Raw genomic sequence first — 25,884 nt, forward strand, 5'->3', positions numbered from 1 at the left:
TTAAACGCCAAGCTGAGGTGAGCGGCTCCGCGGCATCCGGTCACGGAGCCTCCGCAAGAACCCGTTTGGCGAACCACTGTGACCACTGCTACTTTTCCGGAAGCCGTGCGAGAGAACGAGGAGGTGGTACCCGTGAACGCAGTATCGACGTGGGTGCTCTCCTCCGGGGTCACGGTCGGACGATAGACAGGTCGTCCGGGAGCGCCATTCCTGTGCACTCCCGAAAGGCACGACCATGCATTTCACTTCTGAACAACGCCTCGACGACGGCGTCATCGAGCGCGGATTCACCCTCGGCGAGATCCCCGGCGTCCTGTGGATGCCCGCGTCTGCATCCGCATCCGCACCGGCGCCGCTGATCCTGCTCGGCCACCCCCCGCTCGGGCTGGGCAAGATGTACCCCCGGCTGGTGGCCCGGGCCCGGCGCGCCGCGGCGGACGGTTTCGCCGCAGCCACCATCGAGCTCCCCGGGAGCGGTGACCGGCCCCGATGGGCCGCCGCCGAGCAGGCCCGCGCCGACCTGCGCCGGGCGATGGAGGCCGGCGAGCCGGTCGGCGACGAGATCGTCGACGCCCTCATCCTCCCGCTCGTTGAGAAGTCGGTCCCGGAATGGCAGGCCGCCCTGGACGCTCTCCTTTCGCTGCCCGAGATCGGCGGCAAGGTCGGATACTCGGGGGGCGTGATCTCCATCGGTATCCGGCTGGCGGTGGTCGAGCCGCGCATCGCGGCCGCCGGTCTGTTCGCCGGGAGTTTCGTGCCTCGCGCCATGTTCGAGGAGGCCCGCCAGGTCACCATTCCGCTGCACGTCCTGCTGCAGTGGGACGACGAGGGCAACGACCGGCAGGCGGCCCTGGACCTGTTCGACGCCTTCGGCTCCAAGGAGAAGTCCCTGCACGCCAATATGGGCGGGCACACCGGCGTCCCGCAGTTCGCGGGGGACGCCGCGGCCCAGTTCTTCACCCGGCACCTGAGCCAGCCGCCGACCACCCCTGCCGTCAGGCCAGCATGAGATGGTAGACGGCGCCGACCAGGACGCCGCTCATCGAGGACAGGTCCCGGCCCTCCTCGACGGCGGTGGCCAGCGGATGTACAACCGCCCCGATCGCGGCGCTACAGGCCATCGGCGGTACCGGCCGGTCGGGGCGGTGCGAGGGTGCGTGCCCGCCGGGCGGGCACGCACCGCTCCCCCTCAGGCCGGCCGGGTCAATCGGCCGCCGAGAAGTAGGCTGCCGGATCAAGGGAGTTGAGAGCGATCCAGCGCTGCGCCGTCGCTTCGGCGGGCGCCCGGCCGCCGCCCGCCGAAGCGCGGAAGAAGCCCTGCACGTCAAGAGCGATGCGGGGACCGTCGTCGATGCGCCGCGCCATGTCGTAGCAGACGGACAGCTCATGGACGCACCGCGGGGTGGCGGTCGGGCAGGAGCAGTCGACGCTGTCGAGGGCCGGCGCGGGCGGATGGCCCGCGTCGGCGATCGCGCGGTACAGGTCGTCGGTGAGCAGGGGCTGGATGCCGCTCAGCCGGCGGGAGATCTCGGCCGTCGCCTCCGGGACATCAGCGCGACCTCGATCGTGACCAACGAGGTGCCGCGACGTCGGTGCACGACGGCACGCACGGTCCGGTCGTCGAACGTGATCTGGACCTTCCCGTCGCGTGCCGTGCGGCGTGCGCTCGGCAGCTGGGGATCAGGACGGGTCTGGCGACCGAGCCGCGCACCGTCACCCCGGGGCGCCGGCCTGTGATGGAGATTGCCGGGGTGCCGCACGAGCTGATCCGCTGGACCTCCCGGCAGCGACCAGATCGCTGCCTGCCTGGCAGAGCTGGAGCACGAGTACGTCACCGCCGTCGACGACGACGGCGAGCCGAAGTTCCTGCCCGTGGTCTCCGAGCGGGCCCGCGCCAAGCTGAACGGGATCGCCGCGCGCAAGACGCGCCCGCCGAAGCAGACGGCCCGGCCGCTCGCGCAGCTGCGCGAGCGGTGGAAGGCGAGCGCGATCCTCACCTCCGGGGTGGCCGTCGACGTCATCACCTCCCTCCTCGAGTACGCCCGTGCCGCGGCTGCGGCGGTCCGGGCCCGGATCGCCGCCGTGGTCGACGTCGCTCTGGCGACCGTCGACGTCACCGCGACGGTGTTCGTGATGAACGACGGCGGCCGGTTCCACCGCCGGCACCTGCTCGCCGAAGCCCGCCGCCACCTCGCACTCGTCCTGCGCGGCCGCCGCCGCGACCCCGGCCTGGACGACCAGATCGTGGCCGCCGCCATCTCCAGCCACTGCCTGGACATCAGCGACCCGAAGACCGCGCGCAGCCTGGAGCCCGGCTACCGCCTCTACACCGCCCGGTGGGCACTGTCCGATCTCCCCGCCCGCCGCCGCCCAACAACCGCCGTCCCCGACCCGAACCGGCACTCCCCGGCCGACCCTGGCCCGTCGGCTGCGTCCCGGCCCCCAGATCAGGACGCGGGGGAGTGGGAGATACCCCGCGTCCCGCTGAGCTACGGCCGGGCCGTCCTCGCCGGTGTGGCGGTGCGGGAGAAGCTGCGCACCACCACCACCGCCGCCACCGCCACGGCCGTACGGGGCGGGGCGTACGACGTCGCCGCGCGCCAGCAAGCGGCGATGCCCGAGCTCCTTCTCGCGCACCAGGACACCGACCCCGACCGCCCGGAGCCGGAGGACGAGCCCAGGTCAGCGATCGACCTGACGGCGCTGCGGGCCCTGAAGAAGTCGCGCACCGACGTGGAAGCCCTGGAGTTCACCGACGAGCAGCTGCGCCGCCTCCAGGACGTCTATACGCAGGCGGGCGACCAGTCCCGCAAGAGGACGGTCCGGTACGCCGACCGGGAGGACACCGACGGACCGCCCCCGGCGCGCGGGGACGACCAGCGGGCGCACCGCCCTCAGCAGCCGGACTCGCACCAAGGGCGAGAAGCCGGTCGCTGAGCTTGTCCTACCTTCCAAGCGTGGGTCTGAGCTGGTCATTCGTAAGATCAGCGGGCCCGGGGGTTCTGGGTATGGCTGTGAGCTTGTCGCCGTTGGACGGCTCAAAGAACTTGGCCGCCTGGAGCCCCGCGACGACTCGACCGCTGATTGGGATACGCGACTCGATCGCTGTGTAGGACAACGTCGGCGAGGTCGTCCGCGGGATCGATATGTGACGACGAACTGGCGGAGGTGACCGTGCCCCAGATCTGGGCCGGAGTGGACATCGGTAAGGAACACCACCACTGCGTGGTGGTCGACGAGAGGGGCGAACGCCTCCTTTCGCGTCGAGTCTGCAATGACGAGTCGACCCTGCTGGAGCTGATTGCGGACGTTCTCGCGCTCTCCGAGGACACGTTGTGGGCTGTGGACATCAACCACGGCGGAGCCGCCCTGCTCATCGGCCTCCTGCTCAGCCACGAACAGCCGATGGTCTACATCACCGGCCTCGCCGTGCACCAGGCTTCGGCCGCCTACCGAGGTCAGGGCAAGACGGACGAGAAGGACGCGTTCGTCATCGCCGATCAGGCACGCATGCGCAAGGACCTCGGTCTCTTGCGACCCGGCGACGAGATAGCCGTCGACCTGCGGACCCTGACCGCCCGCCGCCTCGACCTGGTCAACGACCGGACCCGTCAGACCAATCGAATGCGGGCTCAACTGCTTGAGTTCTTCCCTGCGTTGGAGCGTGCGCTGAACCTGAGCAAGAAGGGCCCGGTCGTCCTCCTGACCGGCTACCAGGTGCCGGCCGCCATCCGTTGCAGCGGGGCCACGCGGATCGGGACCTGGCTGAGGAACCGCAAGGTGAAGAACGCGGCCACGCTCGCCGAGACAGCCGTTGAGGCGGCCAGGGCCCAGCACACCGCCTTGCCTGGAGAGACCCTCGCGGCCGCCATGGTCGCCCGCATCGCCAAGGGCGTGCTGGCCCTTGGCGAGGAGATCGCCGAACTCGACGCGCTCATAGAGGCCCGCTTCAACGAGCACCGACACGCAACGGTGATCCGCAGTCTGCCCGGCATGGGCACTCTCCTCGGCGCCGAGTTCATCGCCGCAACCGGCGGCGACCTGGAAGCGTTCGGTACGGCCGACCGTCTGGCCTCCTTCGCCGGCCTCTCACCCGTGCCACGCGACTCAGGTCGCGTCAGCGGGAACATGCGCCGCCCGCGTCGCTACCACCGCGGCCTGCTCCGTGCCTTCTACCTCTCCGCCATGGCCAGCCTCAGAACCTGCACCGCCTCCCAGTCCTACTACGGCCGCAAGCGCAACGAGGGGAAGGGCCACAAGCAGGCCGTGCTCGCTCTGGCCCGGCGACGAGCCAACGTCTTGTGGGCCATGCTCCGCGACGGAGAGTATTACGATGCCTCACCAACCGTCACGGCAGCGGCTTGACATCGTCATTGGGAAGTTCTTTAACCTTTGGCGGAGCCTCAGTGACATCGGTAGGTTCTCCACGATGACCTTGATGGAGACGCAGGGCGTCGCGTCGATGACGGACGGGGCGCAATTACGTTGGATGGCACTGGGGGACACGACTCGGCAGCCGCCCGTGGTCATGCTCCATGGTGGTCCGGGTCTGCCGGATTACCTGGGCGATGTCGCGCCCGTGATCGCGGACCTCGCGCCCGTGTACCGGTACGACCAGCGTGGCACCGGCCAATCCCCGTGGCGGGGCCGCCATTCCCGCGCCCGGCATGTCGACGACCTCGCCGAGCTGCTCGACGCATGGGACGTGCCCAAGGCCGTGCTGATTGGGCACTCCTACGGCACCGACCTGGCGAGCCGGTTCTGTCTGGCGCACTCTGACCGGGTTGCCGCGATGCTGCTGATGTGCGGGCCGTTCGTCGGTGATTGGCGCACCGGGGACCGGGCGGAGCGCGAACGTCGCATGTCCGCAGCGCAGCAGGAGCGGCTCCGCGAATTGGAGGAGGCACCGCGCCGCACCGAGGAGCAGGAAGTCGAGCTGCTCACGCTGGCCTGGTTCACTGACCATGCCGATCCCGAACGCGGGTGGCACTGGGCCGCGCAGGGTGCCCGGCAGCGGCGCCCCGTCAACTGGGCTATGAACAGCGAACTCGGCAAGGAAGGACGCGCGGACCCGCTTGATGAGCACCTTGTCGACCTGCGCGCGCACCTACCCGCGCGAGCGGAACTCCTCGGTGGGGTCGACGATCCCCGCCCTCTGTCGGCCCTCGAATCACTCGCGTTCCGGCTCGATCTTCCGCTGACGCGCATCGAGGACGCTGGGCATGAGCCCTGGTTGGAGCAGCCCGACGCCGTGCGTGCGCATCTTCGGAGATTCGTGCAAGGCGCGGTGGGCACATAGGGCTTCGCCCGGTTCGCCGGTCGGCATCATCCCGGATGCCGACAGCGCGGGAGGTCCGTGTCGAAATGGGCCTCGAACCAGGCCGCTCACCTGGGCGTTCGCCGGACGCTGGAGCGGCCTTCGTCTGATCACGTGTTGCGACCAAGGTGCACCGATCAAGACGAAGGCCGTGAAGGTGAGTCTGCTGCCTGGTGCCGGTCCCGGGGAAGCGTTCGCGCAAGCGTCACGCTTCAGAAACAGGCACTCATGCCGGAGCGGGCACCCGGTTGTCGATCGTCACGTGAACGAAGCCAGCCGCGTCCCGGCCCGCCTTGGCTCAGCCCAGAGCGTCCATCAGTGCGGTGACATAGGCATCCAGCCGCTCCTCCACAGCTCGCGTCGTCAGCTCCGTCCTCCCTGCCTCTCGCCATGACTGCGCCACCAACTGCACTTCCTCTGAGGATGCCAGCCCGTCCCGGACCAGCCAGTACAACCGCGCGCTCGCGTCCGCAGCCAGCACCCCGCCGGCCTCCTCATACGCCTCGGGGAACCGTAGACCCCACGCCGGGCCGTGCAGCAGCGCGAGATTGACCGAGCAGTGCGCCACATCGAGATCCGCCGGGCCCCAGGAGGTCGCCGCCCAGTCGACGACCCCCGTGATCCGGGCATCTGCCGGCCTTGAAGGCGGCACGTCGAACAGCACGTTGCCCGGCTGGAAGTCCCGGTGCAGGAAACGCCCTTCATAGGGCGGCGGGGGCTTACGGATGACGTCGATCGCGGCGGCCCAAGCCGCCGCGTCGGCGCCCTTCGGAACCACGACAGTGTCGGCGGTCGTCAACGTCACATACCCCCGGGGCCGCTCGGCGGGTCGCAACGCGTGGATCGCCACGAGCTGACGGGCCAGCAGGGGGACGCGTCTCTCCAATCCCTCGTCGTCGAGGACCGTCCGGCCCGCCAGATGTGTCATCAGGAGCGACGGATACTCGCAATGCGCGGCGGTCGGATCAACCGCGACCAGTCCAGGAGCAGGCACGCCGGTCCCCGGGAGCAGGGACAGGGCGCCAGCCTCCCGGTCCAACCAGTCCTCGGCGTGTTCCACGTTGACGAAGGCCCGCAGCACCAGGTAACGGGTGCCTCCGCTTCGCGTGCCGATGGTCAGCTTCCGCACCTCGGCGGTGATGCCGCCGTGCAGCGCCTCGGTTCTGACAATTCGTTCACCAGCCTCTAGGTGTCGGCTCACCCAAGCCAGGGTCAACGGTCGGACAGTCGCCGCCTCATCGTGGTTGGTCACCGTGCCACCTCATCATCCGGCCGGCGACCCGCACGAACTCTTTACTGGGAAGCAATGGCCGTACCACTCAGTCCGGCAAGACCAGGTTCAGGCACGGGCCACTCTGCGGCGTCGGGTGTCCAGTGCCGCAGAAGGTTGCATGGGGCGGTGGCCGTGGTCAGCGGGATGAAGGTTTTGTCTGCGCGGTCGGCGCAGGAGTTGTGCAGATCAACCTTGCGTTTTCGGAGGGTGAGGACGCCGGGTTCTCTACACGAATCCCGGTTCTGGCGTACTACTACTTCGCCGCCTGGCGGGACGACGGAACCGGCCAGGTCATCCATGAACTCCTGCGTTGCCAGGTCCGCGAACGCGCCCGCCGATTAGAGGACCCGACCCTGGTAGTGCTGAACACCCAGAGTGTCTACGTGGCTGCCGGGGTCCCCGCCGCCACGACCGGCCATGATCCAGCCAAGCGGGTGCCCGGCCGCAAGCGCGGCCTGGCCGTGGACGTCCTCGGCCTGGTCATCGCAGTCGTCGTCCTCGCCGTGAACACCCACGACAACACCGCGGGCAGCATCCTGCTGGACCAGGTCGCCGAGCACGCTGGCGGAACCGTCCGCAAAGCCCTGGTCGACCAGGGCTTCAAGAACCAGGTCGTCGCACACGGCGCCGGCCTGGGCGTCGAGGACAAGAACCCAAGTCAGCGCGACATTACTGCGATGCTCAAAGGCCAGACCAGTGCCTGCAAGGAAGCACGCGACGCCGTCGCCGCCAGCGGCGAGGTAGTGCTCTACGACGGACAGCCGCCACAGTGGATGGTCCTCGGCATCGCTGCGACAAGGCTGAGGCGGTCCTTGAAGATCGGCCTGACGACCCTCGGCCTTGATGAGACCGTTGAGATCCTCCGCGCTCGGCACCGCGACGAGCAACTGCGTACCGGCAACATCGTCGCAGCAGACCGATCTTGGTTCGACAGGGCTTCGACGTGTTGGGGGCGGCTACCGATCCGCTCTCACTCGGAAGACCTGGTCATCCTTGATCGAGCCAGGAATGGGGAATTCCTGCATCAGCGGGCTCGGATCCGTGGCGGGAACGAAAACTTCAGCCCACAAGACATGCCCCGCAACGACGTAATCGTACGGATGGTCTTCGGAGACTCGGAAGAGTGCGCTCTCTCCCCAGCTACACCCGGTCCTCCGCTCTTCGGTGCGCAAGGCTTCCGGGCCCGCGTCCGACAGGCTGAGGCCTGCGTACCGATCAGCCAGCGAGATTCGGGAGACGTCCTGGAACAAGACGTCGAGGACCCGAGGGACATTCCCCTCCTCACCCCCCGACAATCCGCGAAGCAGGATCTTGCTGTGGCCTACTCCAATAGCCCACGGCTTGAACGTGCCGTGCAGAGTCAACGGGAGATTCCCCTCCACCAATTGGTACGTTACTTGAACTTGGCCGTTGCTCATGTTTCGGTACGTCGACTGAACCGGTGAATGTCCGCAGGGCGCCGGCCACGACCGCGATCGTGCGTCTCGGTGCACAAGGGCCACGTCTCGTCCGCCGGCCACAGCAACGGCCCGGCCACGGAACTGGCCGCCACATCCGGGCTGCCCGGCCGGGGGTGGAGTCCGGTGGTCGTACCGCGGTAGGCGGCCAGCTCCGGGAAGAGCGCCTCGACATCGAGCGGGCGGGGCGGCGTGGTCCTCGTCATGGACGCGACTCTAAACACCAGCCCGCCCCGGTAACCGAGCCACCCCCTTGCCGCCTTCCTCAGAAGCTTGGAGCCGTGACCGTCGCAGGTGTACCGGAGAGAGCCGCTCCGTACCGGCGCTGTCCTCACTGTCAACGGACAGCAGGCCGTCCGGGTGAGCGGACATCTCGGATCTGGCTTTGTTCACGGTTAGCGACAGCAGTTGTTCACGGGTTTGGGAGGCAGCTTGATCCACGGTCGGGTGGTGTTCACGAGTCTTGACAGCACCGCGGTTCTTGCCCGGACAGCACTCCCGTGTTCCGCCGCAGTCCGGTAAGGGGCTCGGGATTTTCGGTTCTCCTCCGGGGAGGGGGCGGTTAACGTCCCGGTCATGACGGACCTGGTTCATGAGGGCGGTACCCGCGGCGAGCCGGCGGCGACACGGGCGGCGGGCCCGGGGACGGGATGGCGGGTGGAATGGGCCACCGGCAGCCTGATCGCCGGGTCCGTCAAGGCGGCGACCGGCCACGCCGATTGGGTGCGGTCGGCGGCGACAGCGGTGGTCGACGGGCGCGCGGTCGCCGTCACCGGAGCCGACGACGAAGCCGTGCTGGTGTGGGACCTGGCGACAGGTGAGCGGATCGGTGCCCCCCTGCCCGCCCGTGGCTCGGTGTGGGCCGCGGCGACAGAGATGGTGGACGGTCGCCCCGTTGCCGTCATCGCTGACCCGTCTGCGCTGGTGCAGTCGTGGGACCTGGCCGACGGCCGCCCCCTGGCTAGTCTCGCCGGCGGGGCGTGGGCGGCGGCGACGGGCGTGGTGAACGGTCGGCTCGTGGTCCTCATCGGCAGGCAAAGCGTTCCCCGGCTGCTGATCTGGGACCCGGCCACGGGCGAGGCTGTTGGCGACCTCGTGAGCGACCCATCGGCGGGGCGCATCGGCGCCGTGGTGGCGGTGGCGACGGCCGTGGTGGACGGCCACCCCAAGGCCGTCACTCTGCACGACGACAGCACCGTCGGCGCATGGGGTCTGACTGAGCGTCAGTATCAGGGTCAGGTCGCACCCCCGGCCGGGGGCAACCAGCAGCGGGTGTCGCTGACCACCGCTGTCGTGGGCGGCCGCCTGGTCGCCGTCACCGGCAGCTGGGACGGACAGGTTCAGGTGCGGGACGTGGCTGCGCGTACGGAAGTGACGGGGCGTGCGCCACTGACCGGCCACACCGGTCCGGTGTGGGCCCTCGCCACGGCCGTGGTCGACGGCCGTCCCCTCGTCGTCACCGGCGGTGATGACCGGACGGTACGGGTGTGGGACATGGCCGCCCACCGTCAGGTGGGCTCGGATCTGGTGTTCCCCTCGGAGGTGACCGCCGTGACCATGGCGTCCGACGGGCGGCTGGTGGTGGGGTTCGGCGGCGACATAGCGGTCCTGGCACCGCACCTACGTGCCTGAGTAGGTGCTTCAAACTCCCAAGGGCGGCGAACCTGTGCTGAACATCTTTGGCCTGCCGGGTGACGAACACGGCTACTCGGCAGGACCGCAAGTCAAGATCACTGACGTGAAACGCCGTCAAAACTCGTGAACATTCACCGGCCGCCGTGATCGCTAACTGCTGCTCGAACTCGTCGACAAACGCTGTCATTGAAGATGAACGAAGCCACTTCGGCGGGGCTCCGATGACGATCGTCTACGACCGGACCAAGACAGTGGCCCGCCGCCACGTCGCACCCGGCGAGGCAGTCCCGCCGCATCCGGAAGCGGTCGGCTTCGCCGGCCATTACGACTTCGACATCGACGTCCTGGCCGCCTACCGGCCGCAGGGCAAGGGGCGGGTCGAGCGGCAGGTCCTGATCGTCCGCGACCACGTCCTGTCCGGCCGCTCCTTCTCGTCCATCGAGGAGATGGACGCCGCCTTCCTGGCATGGGTGCCTCGGCGGCGGGCCCAGATCCACAAGACCCACCGTGAGGTCATCGCGGAACGGGCGGCCAGGGATCACGCGGCTCTCAAGCCGTTGCCGCCGACTCCGTATCTGGTGGCCGAGCGGCAGCTTCGGCACGTGGGCAAGGACTGCCTGGTCGCCTTTGACGGCAACCTCTACTCGGTGCCGGCCCGCAGGGTCCGCCCCCGCCAACTGGTCGAGATCCGGGCGACGAAGTCCCAGGTCATGCTGCATTCGACTCTCACCCTCGCAGGCGGCAGCACGCTGCTTGCGGTCCATCCCCGAGCCGTCGGCCGCGGGGCCCGCGTCGTCGACGAGACGCACTGGGACGGTCTGCCCACCGGGAAGGGACGCCGGGCCACGACCGGAGACGTCCCTCTCCAGCCTCGTCACGAGCGGTCTGCGGGTCAGGAAGCCAGCCCGCTGCAGGCCCTGCTGAACCGGGCCGCTGCCACTCAGGTCGAGGTCGGCCGCCGTCCACTGTCGGTCTATGACGAGCTGACCGGCACCCGCCCCTTCACCACCCACCGAGCGACGAAGGAAACGTCTTGAGTGAGCTGACCGGCAACCGCATCCGCACCACGGCCGGCAAGCTCGGCCTGCCCCACCTTGCGGAGACCCTCAACGAGTTCGCCCACCGGGCCGATGAAGCGAAGATGGGCTACCTCGACTTCCTCGACCTGGTCCTCTCCGAAGAGTTGGCCGTCCGCGACGACCGCCGCTTCCGCCAGGGCCTGCGACTCTCAAGGCTGCCGCACCACAAAACGCTCGATGAGTACGACTTCTCCTTCCAGCCCGAGCTCGACCCCCGCAAGGTCAAGGACCTCGCGACGCTCTCGTTCGTCGAGGCCAAAGCGAACGCCGCTCTCCTGGGACCGCCGGGGGTGGGCAAGACGCATATCGCCGTCGCTCTCGCGGTCGCGGCCTGCCGGGCCGGCTACTCCGTCTACTTCACCAGCCTCGACGACATGGTCCGCAACCTCAAGGCCGCCGAAGCAGCCGGGCGTCTGGCCAACAAGCTCGGCACCTACCTGCGGCCGGGCGTCCTCGTGGTCGACGAGGTGGGCTACGAGATCCTCGAACGCGGAGAAGCGAACCTGGTGTTCCAGGTGATCTCAAAGCGGTATGAAAAGGGCTCGATCATCCTGGCCTCGAACAAGACCTTCAGCGAATGGAGACAGGTGTTCGGCGACGAGGTCCTGGCGACCGCCATCCTCAACCGGCTCCTCCACCACTGCGACGTGATCTCCATCAACGGCCCCAGCTACCGCCTCAAGAACCGCCTCAAGGCCATCGAGCGGGACACGGACGTGGCCTGACAGGGCACGTCCAGTCGGCTGCCGGGGGCCTGATCAGTCGTCTTCGAGTCGCTGGAAGACCGTGGAGAACTCGTCGGTCTCGATCAGTCCGGCGATCACCTGAGTCACGCTGTCGACACCGGGATCCCGGACGATCAGGCCGTCTGAGACCCAGAAGTAGCGGCCGCCGAGAGCCTCGCCGCTTTCTGCCCAGACGTCCATCAGGCGTTCGACTTCTGCGAGCGTGAAGACAGTCGCGGTCCACCGGGAGCCATCCTGGAGGTTCACGAAGACATCGACGTTGCAGATCGAGCCCAAGTCCTCATCCGGGCTGGGCAGGAACGATGCCTCGAATGCCTCCGTGCGGACCCGGTACCAGGGCTCATCCCAGCCTTGTTCCACTGCCCCGGTGGATGACGTGCTCTCTCTCATCGTGCGAGTGTCCCTGTCCCTGGGGCAGGGTGTCGATCTCAACCCGAATCTGCCAAGCCGGACCCGCGAACGTAACTGGGGACGTTCATCCGTACGCAATTGGGGAGCTCAGGTCGTACGCCGACACCATGCGGACCAGTCGCCGCAGCGAGGTGTCGGCAGGCAGGCTGGTCAGCCAGTACTCGGTGGGCGTCTTCTGGCCGGTGGGCCACTCGCTGAGCAGGTTCACGGTGGGCAGAACGCCGTCCCAGGTGGCGGATCCTCCCGCCTGGGCCATCGCGTGGGTGCGGGCTACGACACCGGCCGGACGCACCGTTCGGACCCGGAATCTCGGGCCCTTGGAGCCCTTGCGCCACGTCGCCTGCCGGTATGCCTTGCGTCCGGTTCCGCTCCAGGCGGGGGCGGTGGGGACGGCGTCGTCCGGGTGGGCGAAGCGGAGCCCGTCCGGGAGTCCTTCGCGCGTCGACAGGGCGGGCCGCTGTTCTGTAGCCGGCCCCGTGTGCGAGCCGTGGACCGCTCTTTGAAGGACGGCCCTGGTCGGTGTGCTCGTGCAGTGGGCACCGGCGAGACCCTGCGAGAAGGCAAGAGCCGGCAGCGGTTTGACGACCGTCCAGGCTTCCCTCTGGAGTCCGCAGCCGTGACCGGCCTGCTGGAACGCGAACTCGACCCGAGCCGGACGGCGGGCGCCGCAGCCGACACCTCTGCCGGGCAGGTGTCCGTTTCCCGGCGATAGCCCTCGTCGAGGGGTTGGCGTTGCGGGCTCGGGTGCCTAACGTATGAGCGGAACATGAGCCCAACTCACATTTAAGGATTCATGTGATGATCACGGTTCAACCTCTGCGCCACAGAATCAGATCCCTCACGGTAGTGTTACTGCTCCTCACCGTGATGGCCCTGGTGCTCGGTCCGATGCCCAGCTCCGCGGCGGAGCCCGGCTGGTGGAATCCGGCCGCGCGGCCCGCGCCCGACTCGCAGATCAACGTCACGGGCGAGCCCTTCAAGGGCACCGACGCCCAGGGGCGTGTCAGGGGCTTCGTCGACGCCCACGACCACATCATGTCCAACGAGGGCTTCGGCGGCCGGCTGATCTGCGGCAAGCCGTTCTCGGAGCAGGGCGTCGCTGACGCGCTCAAGGACTGCCCCGAGCACTACCCCGACGGCTCGCTCGCCATTTTCGACTTCATCACCAAGGGCGGCGACGGCAAGCACGACCCCAACGGGTGGCCCACCTTCAAGGACTGGCCCGCCCACGACTCGCTGACCCACCAGCAGAACTACTACGCCTGGATCGAGCGGGCATGGCGCGGCGGCCAGCGGGTGCTGGTCAACGACCTGGTCACCAACGGCGTGATCTGCTCGGTCTACTTCTTCAAGGACCGCAGCTGCGACGAGATGACCGCCATCCGTCTCGAGGCGCACAAGTCGTACGACATGCAGGCCTTCATCGACAAGATGTACGGCGGCCCGGGCAAGGGCTGGTTCCGGATCGTCACCAACAGCACGCAGGCCCGCGAGGTCATCGAGCAGGGCAAGCTGGCCGTCGTCCTGGGGGTCGAGACCTCCGAGCCGTTCGGCTGCAAGCAGATCCTGGACGTCGCGCAGTGCAGCAAGGAGGACATCGACCGCGGCCTGGACGAGCTGCACGAACTGGGCGTGAGCAGCATGTTCCTGTGCCACAAGTTCGACAACGCCCTGTGCGGGGTTCGCTACGACTCCGGCGCTCTCGGTACGGCGATCAACGTGGGCCAGTTCCTGTCCACCGGCACCTTCTGGAAGACGGAGACCTGCCGCGGCCCGCAGCACGACAACCCCATCGGCAACGCGGTGGCGGCGGAGGCGGAGAAGCAACTGCCGAAGGGGGTGTCCGTCCCCACGTACGCCTCGGACGCGCAGTGCAACACCCGCGGGCTGACCAGCCTGGGTGAGTACGCGGTCCGCGGCATGATGAAGCGCCACATGATGCTGGAGGTCGACCACATGAGCGTCAAGGCAGCGGATCAGGCCTTCGACGTCCTCGAGTCCGAGTCGTACCCGGGTGTCATCTCCTCGCACAGCTGGATGGACCTGGGGTGGACCGAGCGGCTCTACAAGCTCGGCGGGTTCGCCACCCAGTACATGAGCGGCTCCGAGGCGTTCAGCGCGGAGGCCAGGCGCACGGACGCACTGCGCGAGAAGTACCAGGTCGGCTACGGCTACGGCACCGACATGAACGGCGTCGGCGGCTGGCCGGGCCCGCGGGGCGGGGACACCCCCAACCCGGTGAAGTATCCCTTCCGCAGCACGGACGGCGGCTCGGTGATCGACAAGCAGACCACCGGCGAGCGCACGTGGGACTTCAACACCACTGGTGCCGCGCACTACGGCATGGTCCCGGACTGGATCGAGGACATCCGGATCGTCGGCGGCCAGGAGGTCGTGGACGACCTCTTCACGGGTGCCGAGTCCTATCTACGCACCTGGGGGAACTCCGAGAAGCACAAGTCCGGGGTGAATCTGGCCTCGGGCGCGGCAGCCTCGGCGTCCACTTCGGAGTGGTGGAACCCGTTCGTCAGCTTCGCGCCCGGCAAGGCCGTGGACGGCGACACGGGCACCCGCTGGGCCAGCGAGTGGAACAACGACCAGTGGCTGCAGATCGATCTCGGATCCACGAACCCGGTCAAGCGCGTCACCCTCGACTGGGAGGCGGCATACGCGAAGTCGTACCGCATCGAGCTGTCGGAAGACGGCACGAACTGGAAGACGGCATGGTCCACGGCCGCCGGTGACGGCGGCCTGGACACAGCGCGGTTCGCCGGAACTCGCGCGCGCTATGTACGGATCCAAGGCCTGGAGCGCGGCACCGGGTGGGGCTACTCGCTCCGAGAGGTCGGCGTCTACAGCGACTGACGGCACCAGTGCGGCGGTGTCCAGGGCCGGGCCGGCCGGATCAACTCTCCTGATCCGGCCGGCCTCGGCCGGCTTCCCGGCGCGTTCGCCGCCCGCGCCGCGCAGAACGCAGGGAATCACGCGCCGCGAACTCGGTCACCGTCCATCCCCGAGAGACCCTCACGCCCGACAGCCGGAATCGGCGTCCCTCCTCCCGGACGTGCGAGGGCCCCGCTGGAACGATCTTCGATAGCCCCCGTCAGGGGGTTGGCGTTGCGGGCTCGCTTGCCTAACGTATGCAGAACATGAGCCAAGCTCACATTTAAGGATTTGTGTGATCACTCACCACTCCGAAGCCCGCCTCTGGCTCCTGAGTACTCCCAGCACCTCCTACGCCTTCCAACTGGACGCCGACGACGTCCCCCGGCACGTGCACTGGGGCCGGCCGCTGACCCTGGAGCAGGCCGTCGTGATCGCGGCCGACCTGCCCGCCGAGGACCCCGGTAGCGACGACCCCGGCGGTGAGGAGTACGCGGTCGAGGGCGGCCTGCGCTTCGGGGCACCGTCGCTGACCGTCCGGTTCGACGACGCCGTCCGCGGCTTCGAGTGGCGGTTCGTCTCGCACACGGTCGAGGACGACCGGCTCACACTCTCCTTCACCGACCGTGTCCGCTCCCTCGGTCTCGACCTGCACTACCGGATTCGGGACGGCCATGACCAGATCGAGCGCTGGGCCGTCCTCACCGCCAAGGAGCCGGTGGACGTCCTGCGGTTCGACTCCGCCGCCTGGACGCTGCCCGCCCGCGACGACTACCGGGTCAGCCATGTGGTGGGGGAATGGGGCCGGGAGTTCCAGCTCCAGCGCGACCGGGTGCCCGTCGGGGAGACCGTGTTCACCAGCCGCCTCGGCATCACGGGACAGCACGCCGGACCCTGGCTGATGGTCGACGCGTATGACGCCGCCGAGGAGCACGGCGAGGTCTGGAGCGCGGCCCTGGCCTGGAGCGGCAGCCGCCGGATCACACTGCGCCGCGATCCCTGCGGCCGCGCCTCCTGGACAGGCGGGTTCGGCCACGAGGGTCTGGTCTGGAAGCTGCTCCCCGGCGAGCGTCTGGAGACCCCCGTCTTCACCGGGCTGTATGCCCCCGACGGCTTCGGTGGCACCAGCCGCCGCTGGCACTCCTACGTCGAAGACCAGGTGCTGCCCGCCCGGCCGGCCGAACGCCCACTGATCTTCAACTCGTGGGAGGCGACCGAATTCGACATCACCGAGCAGCAGCAGACCGAGCTGGCCGCGCTGGCCGCGGGTCTCGGCGTCGAGGTCTTCGTCGTGGACGACGCCTGGTTCGGCGCCCGCACCAGCGACATGGCCGGGCTCGGCGACTGGTGGCCCAATCCCGACCGCTTCCCGGACGGCCTGGGCCCGCTCGCCGACCATGTCCGCGCGCTGGGTATGGGTTTCGGCCTGTGGGTCGAGCCCGAGGCGGTCAACCCCGACAGCGACCTCTTCCGTGCGCACCCTGACTGGATCCTCTGCCAGGACGGCCGTACCCGCACGCAGCGTCGCAACCAGCACGTGCTCAACTTCGCCCGCCGCGACGTCCGCGAATGGGCGGTCGAATGGCTGGTCAGGACCGTCACCGAGCTGGACGTCGTCTTCCTCAAATGGGACATGAACCGGCCCTTCAGTGAGGCAGGGCAGCCTGGGGCCGCCGATCCCGACCGGGTCTGGATCGGGCACACGCGAGGCGTCTACGAGGTGATGGACCAGCTGCGCGCCGCGTGTCCCGGCCTGTACCTGGAGTCGTGCGCGGGCGGCGGCGGCCGGGCCGACCTGGGCGTGCTGGCCTACGCGGACCAGGTCTGGACGTCCGACAACACCGACGCCGCCGACCGGGTCGCGATCCAGCACGGACACTGCCAGCTGCTGCCCGCCCGGACCATGGGTGCCTGGGTCACCGACAGCCCGAACAGCTTCAGCGCCCGCCCGACCTCGGTCCGGTACCGCTTCCACGTCTCGATGGCGGGGGCGATGGGCATCGGCGGCGACCTGCGGAACTGGAGCGAGGAGGATCTGGTGTGGTCCCGGATGCTGGTCGAGCAGTACAAGCGGATCCGGCCCGTGGTGCACGGCGGCGTGCAGTACCGCTTGGAGCACCACGCCGTGCAGTACCTCACCGAGGACGAGGTCGTCGTCTTCCAGTTCCAGCCGTCCGCGCTGACCCGCACGGCCGCCCGTACCCGCCTGAAGGGCCTTGACCCCGACGCCCGCTACCGGGACGAGGCCACCGGCGCCGTGCACGAGGGCGCAGTCCTGCTCAGCCACGGTCTCCCGCCGCTGCTGTCCTTCGACTGGACGAGCGAGCTCATCCACCTCAAGAGAGTGCCCCGATGACCCTCGCCCCCGAACGGCCCGAGGCCCTCGCCGAGCCGACCCGCAAGGTCGGCTCCGGCTGGATCGCCCTGTACGTCCTGGCCAACATCGGGATGTTCGTCCCGATGCAGGCGCCGACCACGTTCCTGATGCCCGCGCAGATCGCCCAGATCGACCCGGCGGGGAAGGTCGGCAGTTACGCCTGGGTCAGCATGATGGGCGCGATCTCGGGAATCGTCATCGCGCCGCTGGCCGGCGCGCTCAGCGACCGCACCACCAGCCGGTTAGGCCGCCGCCGACCGTGGCTGATCGCGGGCTCGCTGGTCTGCATGGCGGCGCTGGCCTGCATCGGCGTCCAGACGACGGTCGCCGGAGTCGCGCTCGGCTCTCTCGTGCTGTCCGCCTCCTTCATGGTCATCGGTGCCGGGCTCTCCCCGGTGGTGCCCGACCGGGTCCCGGCCGGACAGCGCGGTGTGGTGCTGGGCTGGGCCATGGTCCCGCAGGCCGGCAGCATGATCGCGGGCGGGCTACTGCTCGGGCTGGTCACGGGCTTCCCCGCGCAGTACCTGCTGATGGCCTCGTTGCCGCTACTGATACTGCTGTTCGCGACCGCCATGAAGGACCCGCCGCTTCCCCGCCGGCACCGCGAGCCGTTCTCGCTGCGTACCTTCCTGGACGGCTACCGGATCAGCCCGCGCGAGCACCCTGGCTTCGTCTGGGCGATGAGTTCCCGGTTCATCATGGGGCTGGGCTACGGCCTGGGCACGCTCTACATGCCGTACTTCCTGGACGACGTCCTGCACTACGAGCAGTTGTTCCCCGGCCAGTCCACCGAGGACGGCTTGCTCATCGTGATCGGCGTCAACTGCCTGGCCACGATCTCGACTGTCGTCCTCAGCGGCTGGCTGTCCGACAAGCTGGGCAAGCGCCGCATGCTGGTCTTCCTCGGCGGCGTCACGATGGCCGTCGCCGCGATCCCACTCGCGCTGTCGCCCACGTGGACCATGACGCTGGTCGCAGCCGTCATCCTGGGCCTGGGCTACGGCGTGTACCTGGCCGTCGACACCGCCCTGGTCACCGAAGTGCTCCCTGCCTCGGCGGACCGCGGCAAGGACATGGCGCTGGCCAACCTGATGACCTCCCTGCCATACGTTCTGGTTCCCCCGATCGCCTCGATCGTGCTCGGCAGTCTGGGGGGTTACCGCTCGCTCTTCCTCTGCTCCGCGGCCATGTCCGTGCTGGGCGCGGTATTGGTCTGGAAGGTCAAGAGCGTCCGTTAGCGCTCAGGAGGGCGGCGGCGTCCTCCGGCAGCACGTCGGTGATGCGCTCGACGTGACCACGACAGCACCCGAGCGGCCCCAGCCGTTCGCGCTTTCGGCCGCGAAACACGCCTTGACCACCAACTCGTAACTAGTTGCCAGGGGGCCGGATTCGATCGTTCAGATAGCTGTCAAGGACTCGTTTGCACTCGGCGATCAGCTGGGAGTCGCCCTGCGGATCGGTACGGAAGGCCAGTTTCAGCACGCTGTCCGCGCACTCCAGGGCCACCCGCACAGCGATCTCAAGTTCGGCGTTGCCCTGGACCCCGGTCACGGTGGCGGTCAGTGCGCGCAGCCGTTCGGCGACCGCGGTGTTGTTGTCCAGAGCCGGCTCCAAGATGTGGTCCTGTCCCGCCGCGCCGAAGTCGACCACGCCGAAACCGGTGATTGTCCGGCGCATGGTGACGAACTCGTCGACGGTCACATCCACGATGCCCGAGATGTCTTCGGGCTTCTCGTGCTCCAGCCGGGCCGCGACCCGCTCCAAGAAGGTCTCCAGATTGCGGGCGGCGAGCGCGCCGATCAGCCCCTCCCTGTCGGAGAAGAACTGGTAAAGGGTGCCGATGGGCACCTCGGCTCTGCGGGCCACCTCCTTGGTGGTCAGCGCGGAATAGCCGACCTCGTCCAGGAGTTCGGCGCAGGCTTCCAGCAGCCGTTCGAAGCGTTCGGCGCTGCGCTTCTGGACCGGCAGCCGGCGCAGTGTCCCTGCGGTGCGATCTTGATTCACGCTTCCATCATCCCATCGGACGGGCTAACATGAGCCCTACTCATGTTTTAGGAGGTTGGGTGTGACACTGGACCATCTGTCCGCGGACTTCATCTGGGGCGCCTCGACGGCGTCGTATCAGATCGAGGGCGCCACCAAGGAGGACGGCCGCGGACCGTCGGTATGGGATACCTTCACCGCCCGCCCCGGTACAGTCCGTGACGGGCACACCGGTGACGTGGCCTGCGACCACTACCACCGGTACGACGAGGACCTCGCGCTGATGGCCGAGGCGGGCCTCACCGGCTACCGCTTCTCCATCGCCTGGCCCCGAATCCAGCCGACCGGTAAAGGTGAGGTCAACCCCCAAGGCCTGGACTTCTATGACCGGCTGGTCGACGGCCTGCTCGCACGCGGCATCGAACCTGTCCCGACCCTGTTCCACTGGGACCTCCCACAGGGCCTCGAGGACGGCGGCGGCTGGCTGAACCGCGACACCGCGCACCGCTTCGCCGAGTACGCCGCCATCATGGCCGACAAGCTGGGCAACCGCGTCCAGAAGTGGATCACACTCAACGAGCCGTTCATCCACATGGTCTGGGGCTACGGCCTCGGCACCCACGCGCCGGGCCGCACCCTGTTCCTGGACTGCCTGCCGGTCGCCCACCATCAGCTGCTCGGCCACGGCCTGGCGCTGAGAGAGCTGCGGGCACGCGGCCTCCAGGTGATGATCGCCAACAACTGCACCCCGGTCTGGCCCGCCTCGGACGCTCCCGCCGACCGCGCCGCCGCGCAGGCCTATGACAACCTGCACAACCGCCTGTTCAACGACCCGATCCTCACGGGCACCTACCCCGACCTGTCGGCCTTCGGCGGGGACACCACCCTCGGCGGCTCCGTCCGGGACGGCGATCTCGAACTGATCTCAGCCCCCCTGGACGCGCTCGGCATCAACTACTACAACCCGACCCGGATCCAGGCACCGGCGTCCGAGGGGCTGCCGTTCGAAGAGGCCCCCATCGAGGGCTACCGCCGCACCGCCTTCGACTGGCCCGTCGTCCCCGACGGTCTCCGGGAACTGCTCGTCGGCCTCAAGGAGCGCTACCCGGCACTCCCGCCGGTTTACATCACCGAGAACGGCTGCTCGGTCGAGGACGTCATCACCGCGGACGGCACCGTTCCCGACCTCGACCGCATCGACTACTTGGACACCCACCTCCAGGCCGTCGATGCCGCCGTGGCCCAGGGCGTGGACGTGCGCGGCTACTTCACCTGGACCCTGATGGACAACTTCGAATGGGCCGAGGGCTTCCACCAGCGCTTCGGTCTCGTCTACGTCGACCACGACACCCAGGTCCGCACCCCGAAGGCGTCCTTCGCGTGGTACCGCGACCTCATCCGCGCTCAGCGCGGTTGAGCCGCCCGCCGAACCCGCACGGATTCCACCACAGCCACGAGTCTGCCTGCTGATCACGCTGTCCCGCCGGGGAGCACCAAGATCCCCGACAGAGTCAAGCTGAGTGCTGGTCTACCAGGTCGTCTTGCGGGCAGGGGTCAGGGAGCGGGCGCCAGTGTCGGTGACGAGGATCTGGTCCTCCATCACGCCGCAGCCGAGGCCCTGGATGAGGATCACCGGTTCGAGGGCGAACACGTGCCCGGGCTGCAGGACGGTCTCGCTCTTCCAGTGCAGGCTGGGCAGTTCAGCGACGTTGGTGCCGATGCCCTGCCCGAAGCCGGTGGGCCAGTAGTAGGCGCCGTAGTCGGCTTCCTCGGCGAGGCCCTGGGCGAGGTCCTGCAGGTCGGCGACCGGCACGCCCGGGCGGGTCTCGGCGAGGACGGCTTCAAACATGTCCAGTCCGCACTGCAGGACCTCTCGCTGGCGCCGGCCGACGGTGCCGGCGCACAGGGTGCGGGCGGTGTCGGTGAAGTAGCCCTGGTAGTGGACGCCCATGTCCATGAAGACCAGGTCGCCGTCCTCGATCCCGCGGGGTCGGGTAGAGGTGTTTGAGTCCAGAGCGCGGGCCGCCCGCGATCATGCAGTGGCCTATCCAGCCCGCGCCGGCGGCCATTGCCTCGTGCGCGGCTGCGGACAGCTCCAGCTCCGTCACGCCCGGGCGGGCCAGTTCCATGGCCGCTTCCAAGCCCGCTGCGGTGGCCCGGCCCGCGTGCTCGATGAGCTCGATCTCGCGCGGGCTCCTGATCTGCTTGGCCTGCCAGAACAGCAGCTGGGCGTCGGCGAGTTCAGCGTCCGGCAGGGCGGCGCGGATCTCGTCCACGCGTTGCCCCGCCGTGATCACCAGTGACATCGGCTTCTGGGCCTGCTCGACCGCCAGGTGGAGCTTGGTGGTCAGCCCGCCCCGGGACCGTCCGAGCCCGTGGTCGTCGGACTCGGTGGAGTACTAGTACTGCAACGACACTCCGTGATGTCCTCGGAGTTTGTAGAGGCTGATGCGGGCTCGGGCTTGGCTTCTTCCTCGCCGCAAGAACTCGTAACACGATTATGGTCGTGTTACGAGTTCGAAGGGGGAGGAGAAGAGAGAGGGAACATGGGCTGACGGCGCACTGTTCATTCGTGCTGCCCCAGCCCTACATGGTTCGGTACGCCCGGAGAAAGGTCCGCACTCCCTCGACGACGAGTGGCCGGACGCGGGTGTCCTGCGCGGCATTCGCGGAACCGAGCCTGTCCAGCGCGACGCCGAAGGTCAGCGCGATGAACTGGTCGGCCGCGAGCCGGGGGTCGGGGACGTCGAGCAGCCCGGCCGCGGCCAAGGCGGCGAACCGTTCGGCAAGCGCCTCGTCGGGGGTGTCGGCCATGGAGTTGTATCCCCGGTGCGGCAGGTGGCCGGATTCCGCCCGGACCAGTCGCTGCAGCGTTGCGTACTCCGCCGAGCCGAGCATGTCGGTCGAGATGCGCATCGAGAACGTGACCAGGGCGTCCTCAAGGTCGGGTGTCTCGGTGAGGTCGGTGAGGGTGTCGTCGAGGGTGCGCCGGATCGTGGTGATCAGTGACTGGCTGACGGCGTCGACGACTGCTCGCAGCAGCGTCTGTTTGTCGCCGAAGTAGTCGTAGACCGTCCGTTTGGACACCTCGGCCCGGGCGGCGACCGCGTCGACGCTGGACCGGTCGAAACCGTCGGCGAGGAACAGTTCCCGGGCCGCCGAGAGGATGGCGGCCCGCTTCCGTGCGGACCCTTCGCGCAGTGTCTTCGTGGTCGGCATGGGTACATCTTAACCTTTCTACACTGCACAGTGTAGTGTAATAATGGCTCGGTGGGTGCCGCACTCGTACACCCGCTCCGCCCGGCGGAGCCATGCATGCGCCATCGCGGGAACCGCTTCCCCCGGGTCACCCCGTCGGACGACCTCAGACCTGTCCACAAAGCACCATGCACACTGCGCCCCGCGTGAATGGCCGCCGTGTCCGCGCCGGGCCCGGCAAAGCGGCAGCACTACGCGTACGGCCGACCCCTTCCTCGCCCGGCAATGACGGAAAGGACGTCCATGACCGCAACTCTGGCTCCCCCGGTTCGCATCGGGAAGGCCGCTGTCGGGGCCCTTGGCATGCTGGCAGTCGCCACCGGCGCCTTGGAGTCGGTGGTGACGCCGACGCTCCCGCTCCTGCAACGCGAACTGGATATGAGTCCCGCCGAAGGGGCGTTACTCAGCATCGTGCTCCTCATCACCGGCGCGCTCGTCACACCGGTCGCAGGCAGATTAGGCGACCGCTACGGCGGAAAACGGGTCCTGATCCGGCTGATGGCGGTGGTCAGTGCCGGTGGTCTGGTGTCCGCCCTGGCGCCGAACCTGCCGGTGCTGCTGCTCGGTCAGGTACTGCAGGGAGCAATGGTGGGCGCGCTGCCCCTGTCGTTCATTCTGGTGCGCGAACACCTTCCCGCAGGAGAGTCGAAGGTGGCGATCGGGGTGGTCAGCGGGTTGTTCGTCGGGGGCGGGATGGCGGGAACGCTGTCGGCCGGGCCGGTGGCGGAAGGGCTGTCCCGGCACTGGATGTTCGCGCTGCCGACGATCGCGGTCATCGGGGCCACCATGCTTGTGAACAGGCTGATGCCGCATGATCCGCCGGGCCAGTCAGACGACGCCGGGGTCGACTGGCCCGGCCTGGTTCTCCTGAGCGGGACGCTGGTCACGCTCATGCTCGTGCTCGCCCTGGCGCCCGACATCGGCTCGCAGCCACTCGTGCTCGGCGCCCTCATCGTGGTTCTGGCCGCCTTCGTGACCGGATGGACAGCCGTCGAGCGTCGTGCGGCCTCGCCGATGGTCGACCTGCGCATGCTGGCACGGCCTGCGGTGTGGAAGTCGTGTGTGCTGACGTTCGTGATCTGCGCCGGTACCTCGGTGGCGGTCTATCTCGTCCCGCAGCTGTTCGCGGTGCCCGCCGACGAGTACGGATTCGGGGCCGGCGCCACCGAGATCGGCTTCTTTCTGCTGCCCGGCGCCGTGGCCGCGTCGCTGGCAGGGCCGATCAGCGGGATCGGGGCGCGGCGTTTCGGCTCGCGTGCCGTGGTCACCGCCGGGATCGTCATCATGGTCGCCGCCCTGATCGCCCTGGCGGCCTTTCACACCGAGGTCTGGCACCTCATCACCGGCAAGATGATGATCGCGCTCGCTAACGGCCTGTGCGTCACCGCGATGGTGACCAGCACCGCCACATCCGTCGATCGAAGTGACACCGGCATCGCCACCAGCCTGGTCCTGGTGACGCGCGTGCTCGGCTACGCCGTGGGTGCGCAGGTCAGTGGTGCGATCCTCACCGCCGGGACCCCTGCCGGGTCGGATGTCCCGGCCGAATCGGCCTTCGTCACAGGCTTCGTCATAGCCGGCGCCGTCACGGCGCTGTCCCTGCTTGTCACCCGGACCATGAGCAATGGAGTCAAGGAATGACCCACACCGATGTGTTGGGGGATATCCGTACCACGCCGAGGCGCAAGGTCCTGATATCCGGGGCCGGCATCGCGGGGCCCGCCCTCGCGTTCTGGCTGAACCGCTACGGATTCGCGGTCACGGTGGTCGAGAAGGCGCGCACACTGCGTGACGGTGGCTATCCCATCGACGTGCGCGGCACCGCACTGGAGGTCGTCCGGAGGATGGGAATCCTGCCGCGACTGCGGGACGTGCACATCGACCTGCGCCGGCTGACCTTCCTCGAAGGGGACGGCAGCCAGGTGGCTTCGGTCAACCCGCACACCGTCACCGGCGGTGTCGCGGGACGGGACCTGGAGGTGCGGCGCGGGGATCTGACCGACGCTCTCCACACGGCGGTCCGTGACGACGTGGAGTTCTTGTACAACGACTCCATCGACACCCTCGACCAGTCCGGCCACGGGGTCGACGTTACCTTCCACGGGGGCAGCAGGCGTACGTTCGACATGGTGTTCGGCGCGGACGGTCTGCACTCACGTACCCGCGAGCTCCTGTTCGGCCCCGAAGCGCAGTTCCACCGGTACCTCGGCTACTGCTTCGCCGGGTTCACCATGCGCAACACCTTCGGACTCTTCCGCGAGACCACGTTGTGGAACACCCCGGGCAGGGCCGCGGCACTCTACGCCGTGGGGGACGACGACGAAGTGCACGCCTTCCTGAACTTCGCCCACCTGGAACCGCCGTTCCACGCGTTCCGGAACCCGGAAGCCCAACGGGACCTGGTCGCCGCGGTCTTCGCCGACGCGGGATGGGAGGTCCCGGGCATGGTTGCCGCCATGCGCGACGCGGATGACCTGTTCTTCGACGTGGTCAGCCAGATCCGCATGCCCTGCTGGTCCAGCGGCAGGGTCGCGCTGGTGGGCGACGCCGCGTACTCGCCCTCGTTCCTTACCGGACAGGGCTCCAGCCTCGCGCTCGTCGGCGCGTACATGCTCGCCGGTTCCCTGGCAGACCGGGACCACGCCGCGGGCTTCGCTGCCTACGAACACAACACCCGTGAGTTCGTGACCCTGAACCAGGAGCAGGTCGGCGAGGGCGATGCCGCACTCTTCCCGACCACCGCTCAGGCCCTGGAGCGGCGCAACGACATGCTGCGCAATCTCAGCGCCATGCCCTCCGCGGAGGGACGACCGGCCCATTCGGCCCTCACTCTGCCCGAATTCATGCCCATGACGTGAGCCCGGCCCCGGCGCTGGTGACGGTGGGTGCGCTGATCGCGGAGCCCTACTGCTCCGGGCCGACCAACTGGGCACTGCGGCCTCCATGGAGGAGAGCATGACGTAGCGGCGGACCCCGCCGCCCCCACGCGCCGCACGGCCGTTGTCGATCCTGAGTCACCGCTCGAGGAACTGGACAGCCCCTGGGCCGTGGTCGCCCCCGGACTTCCCACGATGGCCCGCGGTCGTCGCAGGAAGTCTGGGGGCGACAGGTGAATCCGCGGACCATGCCGAGCTTCTCCAGCTGCGCGACGCGGTCCTCGTCCATGTCTCCGCGGGCGTAGAAGCGGCGAGCGTCGGCGGTCCACTGCCCCAGCGGGAAATTGGCGAGCGAGGCCGGCCATCCGGTCCCTGTCCACCGAGCAGACCGCCACCATCGGCGCACGGTGCCCGACCTGCCGCCAGGCCTGGGCACTCTGCACGATCAGGTCGAGCGTGGGCACCATCACCAGAACCCGGCCCTCCGGGAAGCACTCCAGCGTGCTCGCGGCGGCCGTGATCGTCTTCCCGGACCCGGTCGCCGACACACCCGTTGCACGTGCCCCCTCCGGCGGCACAAAGGATCTTT

The 25,884-nt window shown here is 68.6% G+C and carries 20 protein-coding genes and 6 pseudogenes; 15 read left to right on the forward strand and 11 right to left on the reverse strand.

The window, feature by feature from the left end; genetic code table 11:
• Positions 1-235: 235 nt before the first annotated feature.
• Positions 236-1,009, forward strand: a complete 774-nt coding sequence (locus tag GA0115254_RS32435; RefSeq protein ID WP_093898847.1) for a dienelactone hydrolase family protein — start codon at positions 236-238, stop codon at positions 1,007-1,009.
• Here GA0115254_RS32435 and GA0115254_RS46775 read toward each other — a convergent pair.
• Both GA0115254_RS46775 and GA0115254_RS44845 read right to left on the reverse strand, forming a co-directional pair.
• The gene (locus GA0115254_RS46775) at positions 996-1,121 is read right to left on the reverse strand and encodes a hypothetical protein (RefSeq protein WP_256102889.1); all 126 of its coding nucleotides are present in this window, start codon (positions 1,119-1,121) and stop codon (positions 996-998) included. The two genes, GA0115254_RS32435 and GA0115254_RS46775, sit on opposite strands and share 14 nt — an antisense overlap.
• A gap of 82 nt (positions 1,122-1,203) precedes the next feature.
• Positions 1,204-1,365, reverse strand: a complete 162-nt coding sequence (locus GA0115254_RS44845) for a hypothetical protein (protein WP_176740387.1) — start codon at positions 1,363-1,365, stop codon at positions 1,204-1,206.
• A 507-nt stretch (positions 1,366-1,872) separates the two neighbouring features.
• Here GA0115254_RS44845 and GA0115254_RS46780 point away from each other — a divergent pair.
• The 3 genes from GA0115254_RS46780 (at position 1,873) to GA0115254_RS32455 (ending at position 5,299) form a co-directional block, all read left to right on the forward strand.
• A complete protein-coding gene (locus GA0115254_RS46780) occupies positions 1,873-2,937 on the forward strand; it encodes a hypothetical protein (protein WP_256102890.1) in 1,065 nt (354 codons plus the stop codon).
• A gap of 237 nt (positions 2,938-3,174) precedes the next feature.
• Positions 3,175-4,365, forward strand: a complete 1,191-nt coding sequence (locus GA0115254_RS32450) for an IS110 family RNA-guided transposase (protein WP_093898866.1) — start codon at positions 3,175-3,177, stop codon at positions 4,363-4,365.
• 64 nt (positions 4,366-4,429) lie between these two features.
• Positions 4,430-5,299: an alpha/beta fold hydrolase gene (locus GA0115254_RS32455; RefSeq protein ID WP_256102891.1), complete on the forward strand. Its 870-nt coding sequence runs from the start codon at positions 4,430-4,432 to the stop codon at positions 5,297-5,299.
• A 316-nt stretch (positions 5,300-5,615) separates the two neighbouring features.
• Here the strand turns inward: GA0115254_RS32455 and GA0115254_RS32465 are convergent, their stop codons facing one another.
• Positions 5,616-6,569 (reverse strand): phosphotransferase family protein, encoded by a 954-nt coding sequence (locus tag GA0115254_RS32465; protein WP_093898849.1) that lies wholly within the window; start codon positions 6,567-6,569, stop codon positions 5,616-5,618.
• Between the two features lie 269 nt (positions 6,570-6,838).
• On the opposite strand from GA0115254_RS32465, the pseudogene GA0115254_RS32470 reads away from it, so the two are divergent.
• A pseudogene (locus GA0115254_RS32470) lies at positions 6,839-7,234 on the forward strand (transposase); the annotation flags it as partial.
• A 785-nt stretch (positions 7,235-8,019) separates the two neighbouring features.
• On the opposite strand, the pseudogene GA0115254_RS32475 reads toward GA0115254_RS32470, so the two are convergent.
• Positions 8,020-8,253, reverse strand: a pseudogene (locus GA0115254_RS32475) (hypothetical protein); the annotation flags it as partial.
• A gap of 370 nt (positions 8,254-8,623) precedes the next feature.
• Between GA0115254_RS32475 and GA0115254_RS32480 the strand changes: the two are divergent.
• The 3 genes and pseudogenes from GA0115254_RS32480 to istB all read left to right on the forward strand — a co-directional run bounded on the left by GA0115254_RS32480 (position 8,624) and on the right by istB (position 11,486).
• Positions 8,624-9,679 (forward strand): WD40 repeat domain-containing protein, encoded by a 1,056-nt coding sequence (locus GA0115254_RS32480; protein ID WP_093898850.1) that lies wholly within the window; start codon positions 8,624-8,626, stop codon positions 9,677-9,679.
• 203 nt (positions 9,680-9,882) lie between these two features.
• Positions 9,883-10,719 (forward strand): annotated as a pseudogene (locus GA0115254_RS32485) (IS21 family transposase); the annotation flags it as partial.
• Entirely contained in the window at positions 10,716-11,486 is a 771-nt protein-coding gene (istB, locus tag GA0115254_RS32490; protein ID WP_093898851.1) for an IS21-like element helper ATPase IstB, read from the forward strand. The pseudogene GA0115254_RS32485 and the gene istB, both read left to right, overlap by 4 nt.
• 33 nt (positions 11,487-11,519) lie before the next feature.
• Here istB and GA0115254_RS32495 read toward each other — a convergent pair whose 3' ends face one another.
• Both GA0115254_RS32495 and GA0115254_RS32500 read right to left on the reverse strand, forming a co-directional pair.
• Complete coding sequence (locus GA0115254_RS32495; RefSeq protein WP_093898852.1) at positions 11,520-11,897, reverse strand: hypothetical protein; 378 nt, start codon at positions 11,895-11,897, stop codon at positions 11,520-11,522.
• A gap of 85 nt (positions 11,898-11,982) precedes the next feature.
• Positions 11,983-12,210: a hypothetical protein gene (locus GA0115254_RS32500; protein ID WP_141720953.1), complete on the reverse strand. Its 228-nt coding sequence runs from the start codon at positions 12,208-12,210 to the stop codon at positions 11,983-11,985.
• A 506-nt stretch (positions 12,211-12,716) separates the two neighbouring features.
• On the opposite strand from GA0115254_RS32500, the gene GA0115254_RS32510 reads away from it, so the two are divergent.
• From GA0115254_RS32510 to GA0115254_RS32520, 3 genes are all read left to right on the forward strand, one after another.
• Positions 12,717-14,783: a discoidin domain-containing protein gene (locus tag GA0115254_RS32510; protein ID WP_093898855.1), complete on the forward strand. Its 2,067-nt coding sequence runs from the start codon at positions 12,717-12,719 to the stop codon at positions 14,781-14,783.
• Positions 14,784-15,096: 313 nt separating this feature from the next.
• Positions 15,097-17,157 (forward strand): alpha-galactosidase, encoded by a 2,061-nt coding sequence (locus tag GA0115254_RS32515; RefSeq protein ID WP_093898856.1) that lies wholly within the window; start codon positions 15,097-15,099, stop codon positions 17,155-17,157.
• The gene (locus tag GA0115254_RS32520; protein ID WP_093898857.1) at positions 17,154-18,416 is read left to right on the forward strand and encodes an MFS transporter; all 1,263 of its coding nucleotides are present in this window, start codon (positions 17,154-17,156) and stop codon (positions 18,414-18,416) included. Before GA0115254_RS32515 ends, GA0115254_RS32520 begins: the two co-directional genes overlap by 4 nt.
• Before the next feature lie 130 nt (positions 18,417-18,546).
• Here GA0115254_RS32520 and GA0115254_RS32525 read toward each other — a convergent pair whose 3' ends face one another.
• Positions 18,547-19,182, reverse strand: a complete 636-nt coding sequence (locus tag GA0115254_RS32525; RefSeq protein ID WP_093898858.1) for a TetR/AcrR family transcriptional regulator — start codon at positions 19,180-19,182, stop codon at positions 18,547-18,549.
• A 61-nt stretch (positions 19,183-19,243) separates the two neighbouring features.
• Between GA0115254_RS32525 and GA0115254_RS32530 the strand changes: the two genes are divergently transcribed.
• Entirely contained in the window at positions 19,244-20,578 is a 1,335-nt protein-coding gene (locus GA0115254_RS32530; RefSeq protein WP_093898859.1) for a GH1 family beta-glucosidase, read from the forward strand.
• Between the two features lie 111 nt (positions 20,579-20,689).
• On the opposite strand, the pseudogene GA0115254_RS32535 reads toward GA0115254_RS32530, so the two are convergent.
• Positions 20,690-21,290: pseudogene (locus GA0115254_RS32535) on the reverse strand (M24 family metallopeptidase).
• 36 nt (positions 21,291-21,326) lie between these two features.
• On the opposite strand from GA0115254_RS32535, the gene GA0115254_RS46785 reads away from it, so the two are divergent.
• A complete protein-coding gene (locus tag GA0115254_RS46785; protein ID WP_256102892.1) occupies positions 21,327-21,464 on the forward strand; it encodes a hypothetical protein in 138 nt (45 codons plus the stop codon).
• Positions 21,465-21,747: 283 nt separating this feature from the next.
• On the opposite strand, the gene GA0115254_RS32545 is transcribed toward GA0115254_RS46785, so the two are convergent.
• Entirely contained in the window at positions 21,748-22,380 is a 633-nt protein-coding gene (locus GA0115254_RS32545; RefSeq protein ID WP_093898862.1) for a TetR/AcrR family transcriptional regulator, read from the reverse strand.
• Positions 22,381-22,662: 282 nt separating this feature from the next.
• On the opposite strand from GA0115254_RS32545, the gene GA0115254_RS32550 reads away from it, so the two are divergent.
• The gene (locus GA0115254_RS32550) at positions 22,663-24,060 is read left to right on the forward strand and encodes an MFS transporter (RefSeq protein WP_093898863.1); all 1,398 of its coding nucleotides are present in this window, start codon (positions 22,663-22,665) and stop codon (positions 24,058-24,060) included.
• Positions 24,057-25,277 carry an FAD-dependent monooxygenase gene (locus GA0115254_RS32555; protein ID WP_093898864.1) on the forward strand — a complete coding sequence of 407 codons (1,221 nt, stop codon included), beginning with the start codon at positions 24,057-24,059 and terminating at the stop codon, positions 25,275-25,277. The genes GA0115254_RS32550 and GA0115254_RS32555 overlap by 4 nt, the downstream gene beginning before the upstream one ends.
• Positions 25,278-25,539: 262 nt before the next feature.
• Here GA0115254_RS32555 and GA0115254_RS47935 read toward each other — a convergent pair.
• Positions 25,540-25,662 (reverse strand): annotated as a pseudogene (locus GA0115254_RS47935) (helicase associated domain-containing protein); the annotation flags it as partial.
• 1 nt (position 25,663) lies between these two features.
• A pseudogene (locus GA0115254_RS32565) lies at positions 25,664-25,884 on the reverse strand (DEAD/DEAH box helicase family protein); the annotation flags it as partial.

The sequence above is a fragment of the Streptomyces sp. Ncost-T10-10d genome, from assembly GCF_900091955.1.
GTDB lineage: Bacteria > Actinomycetota > Actinomycetes > Streptomycetales > Streptomycetaceae > Streptomyces.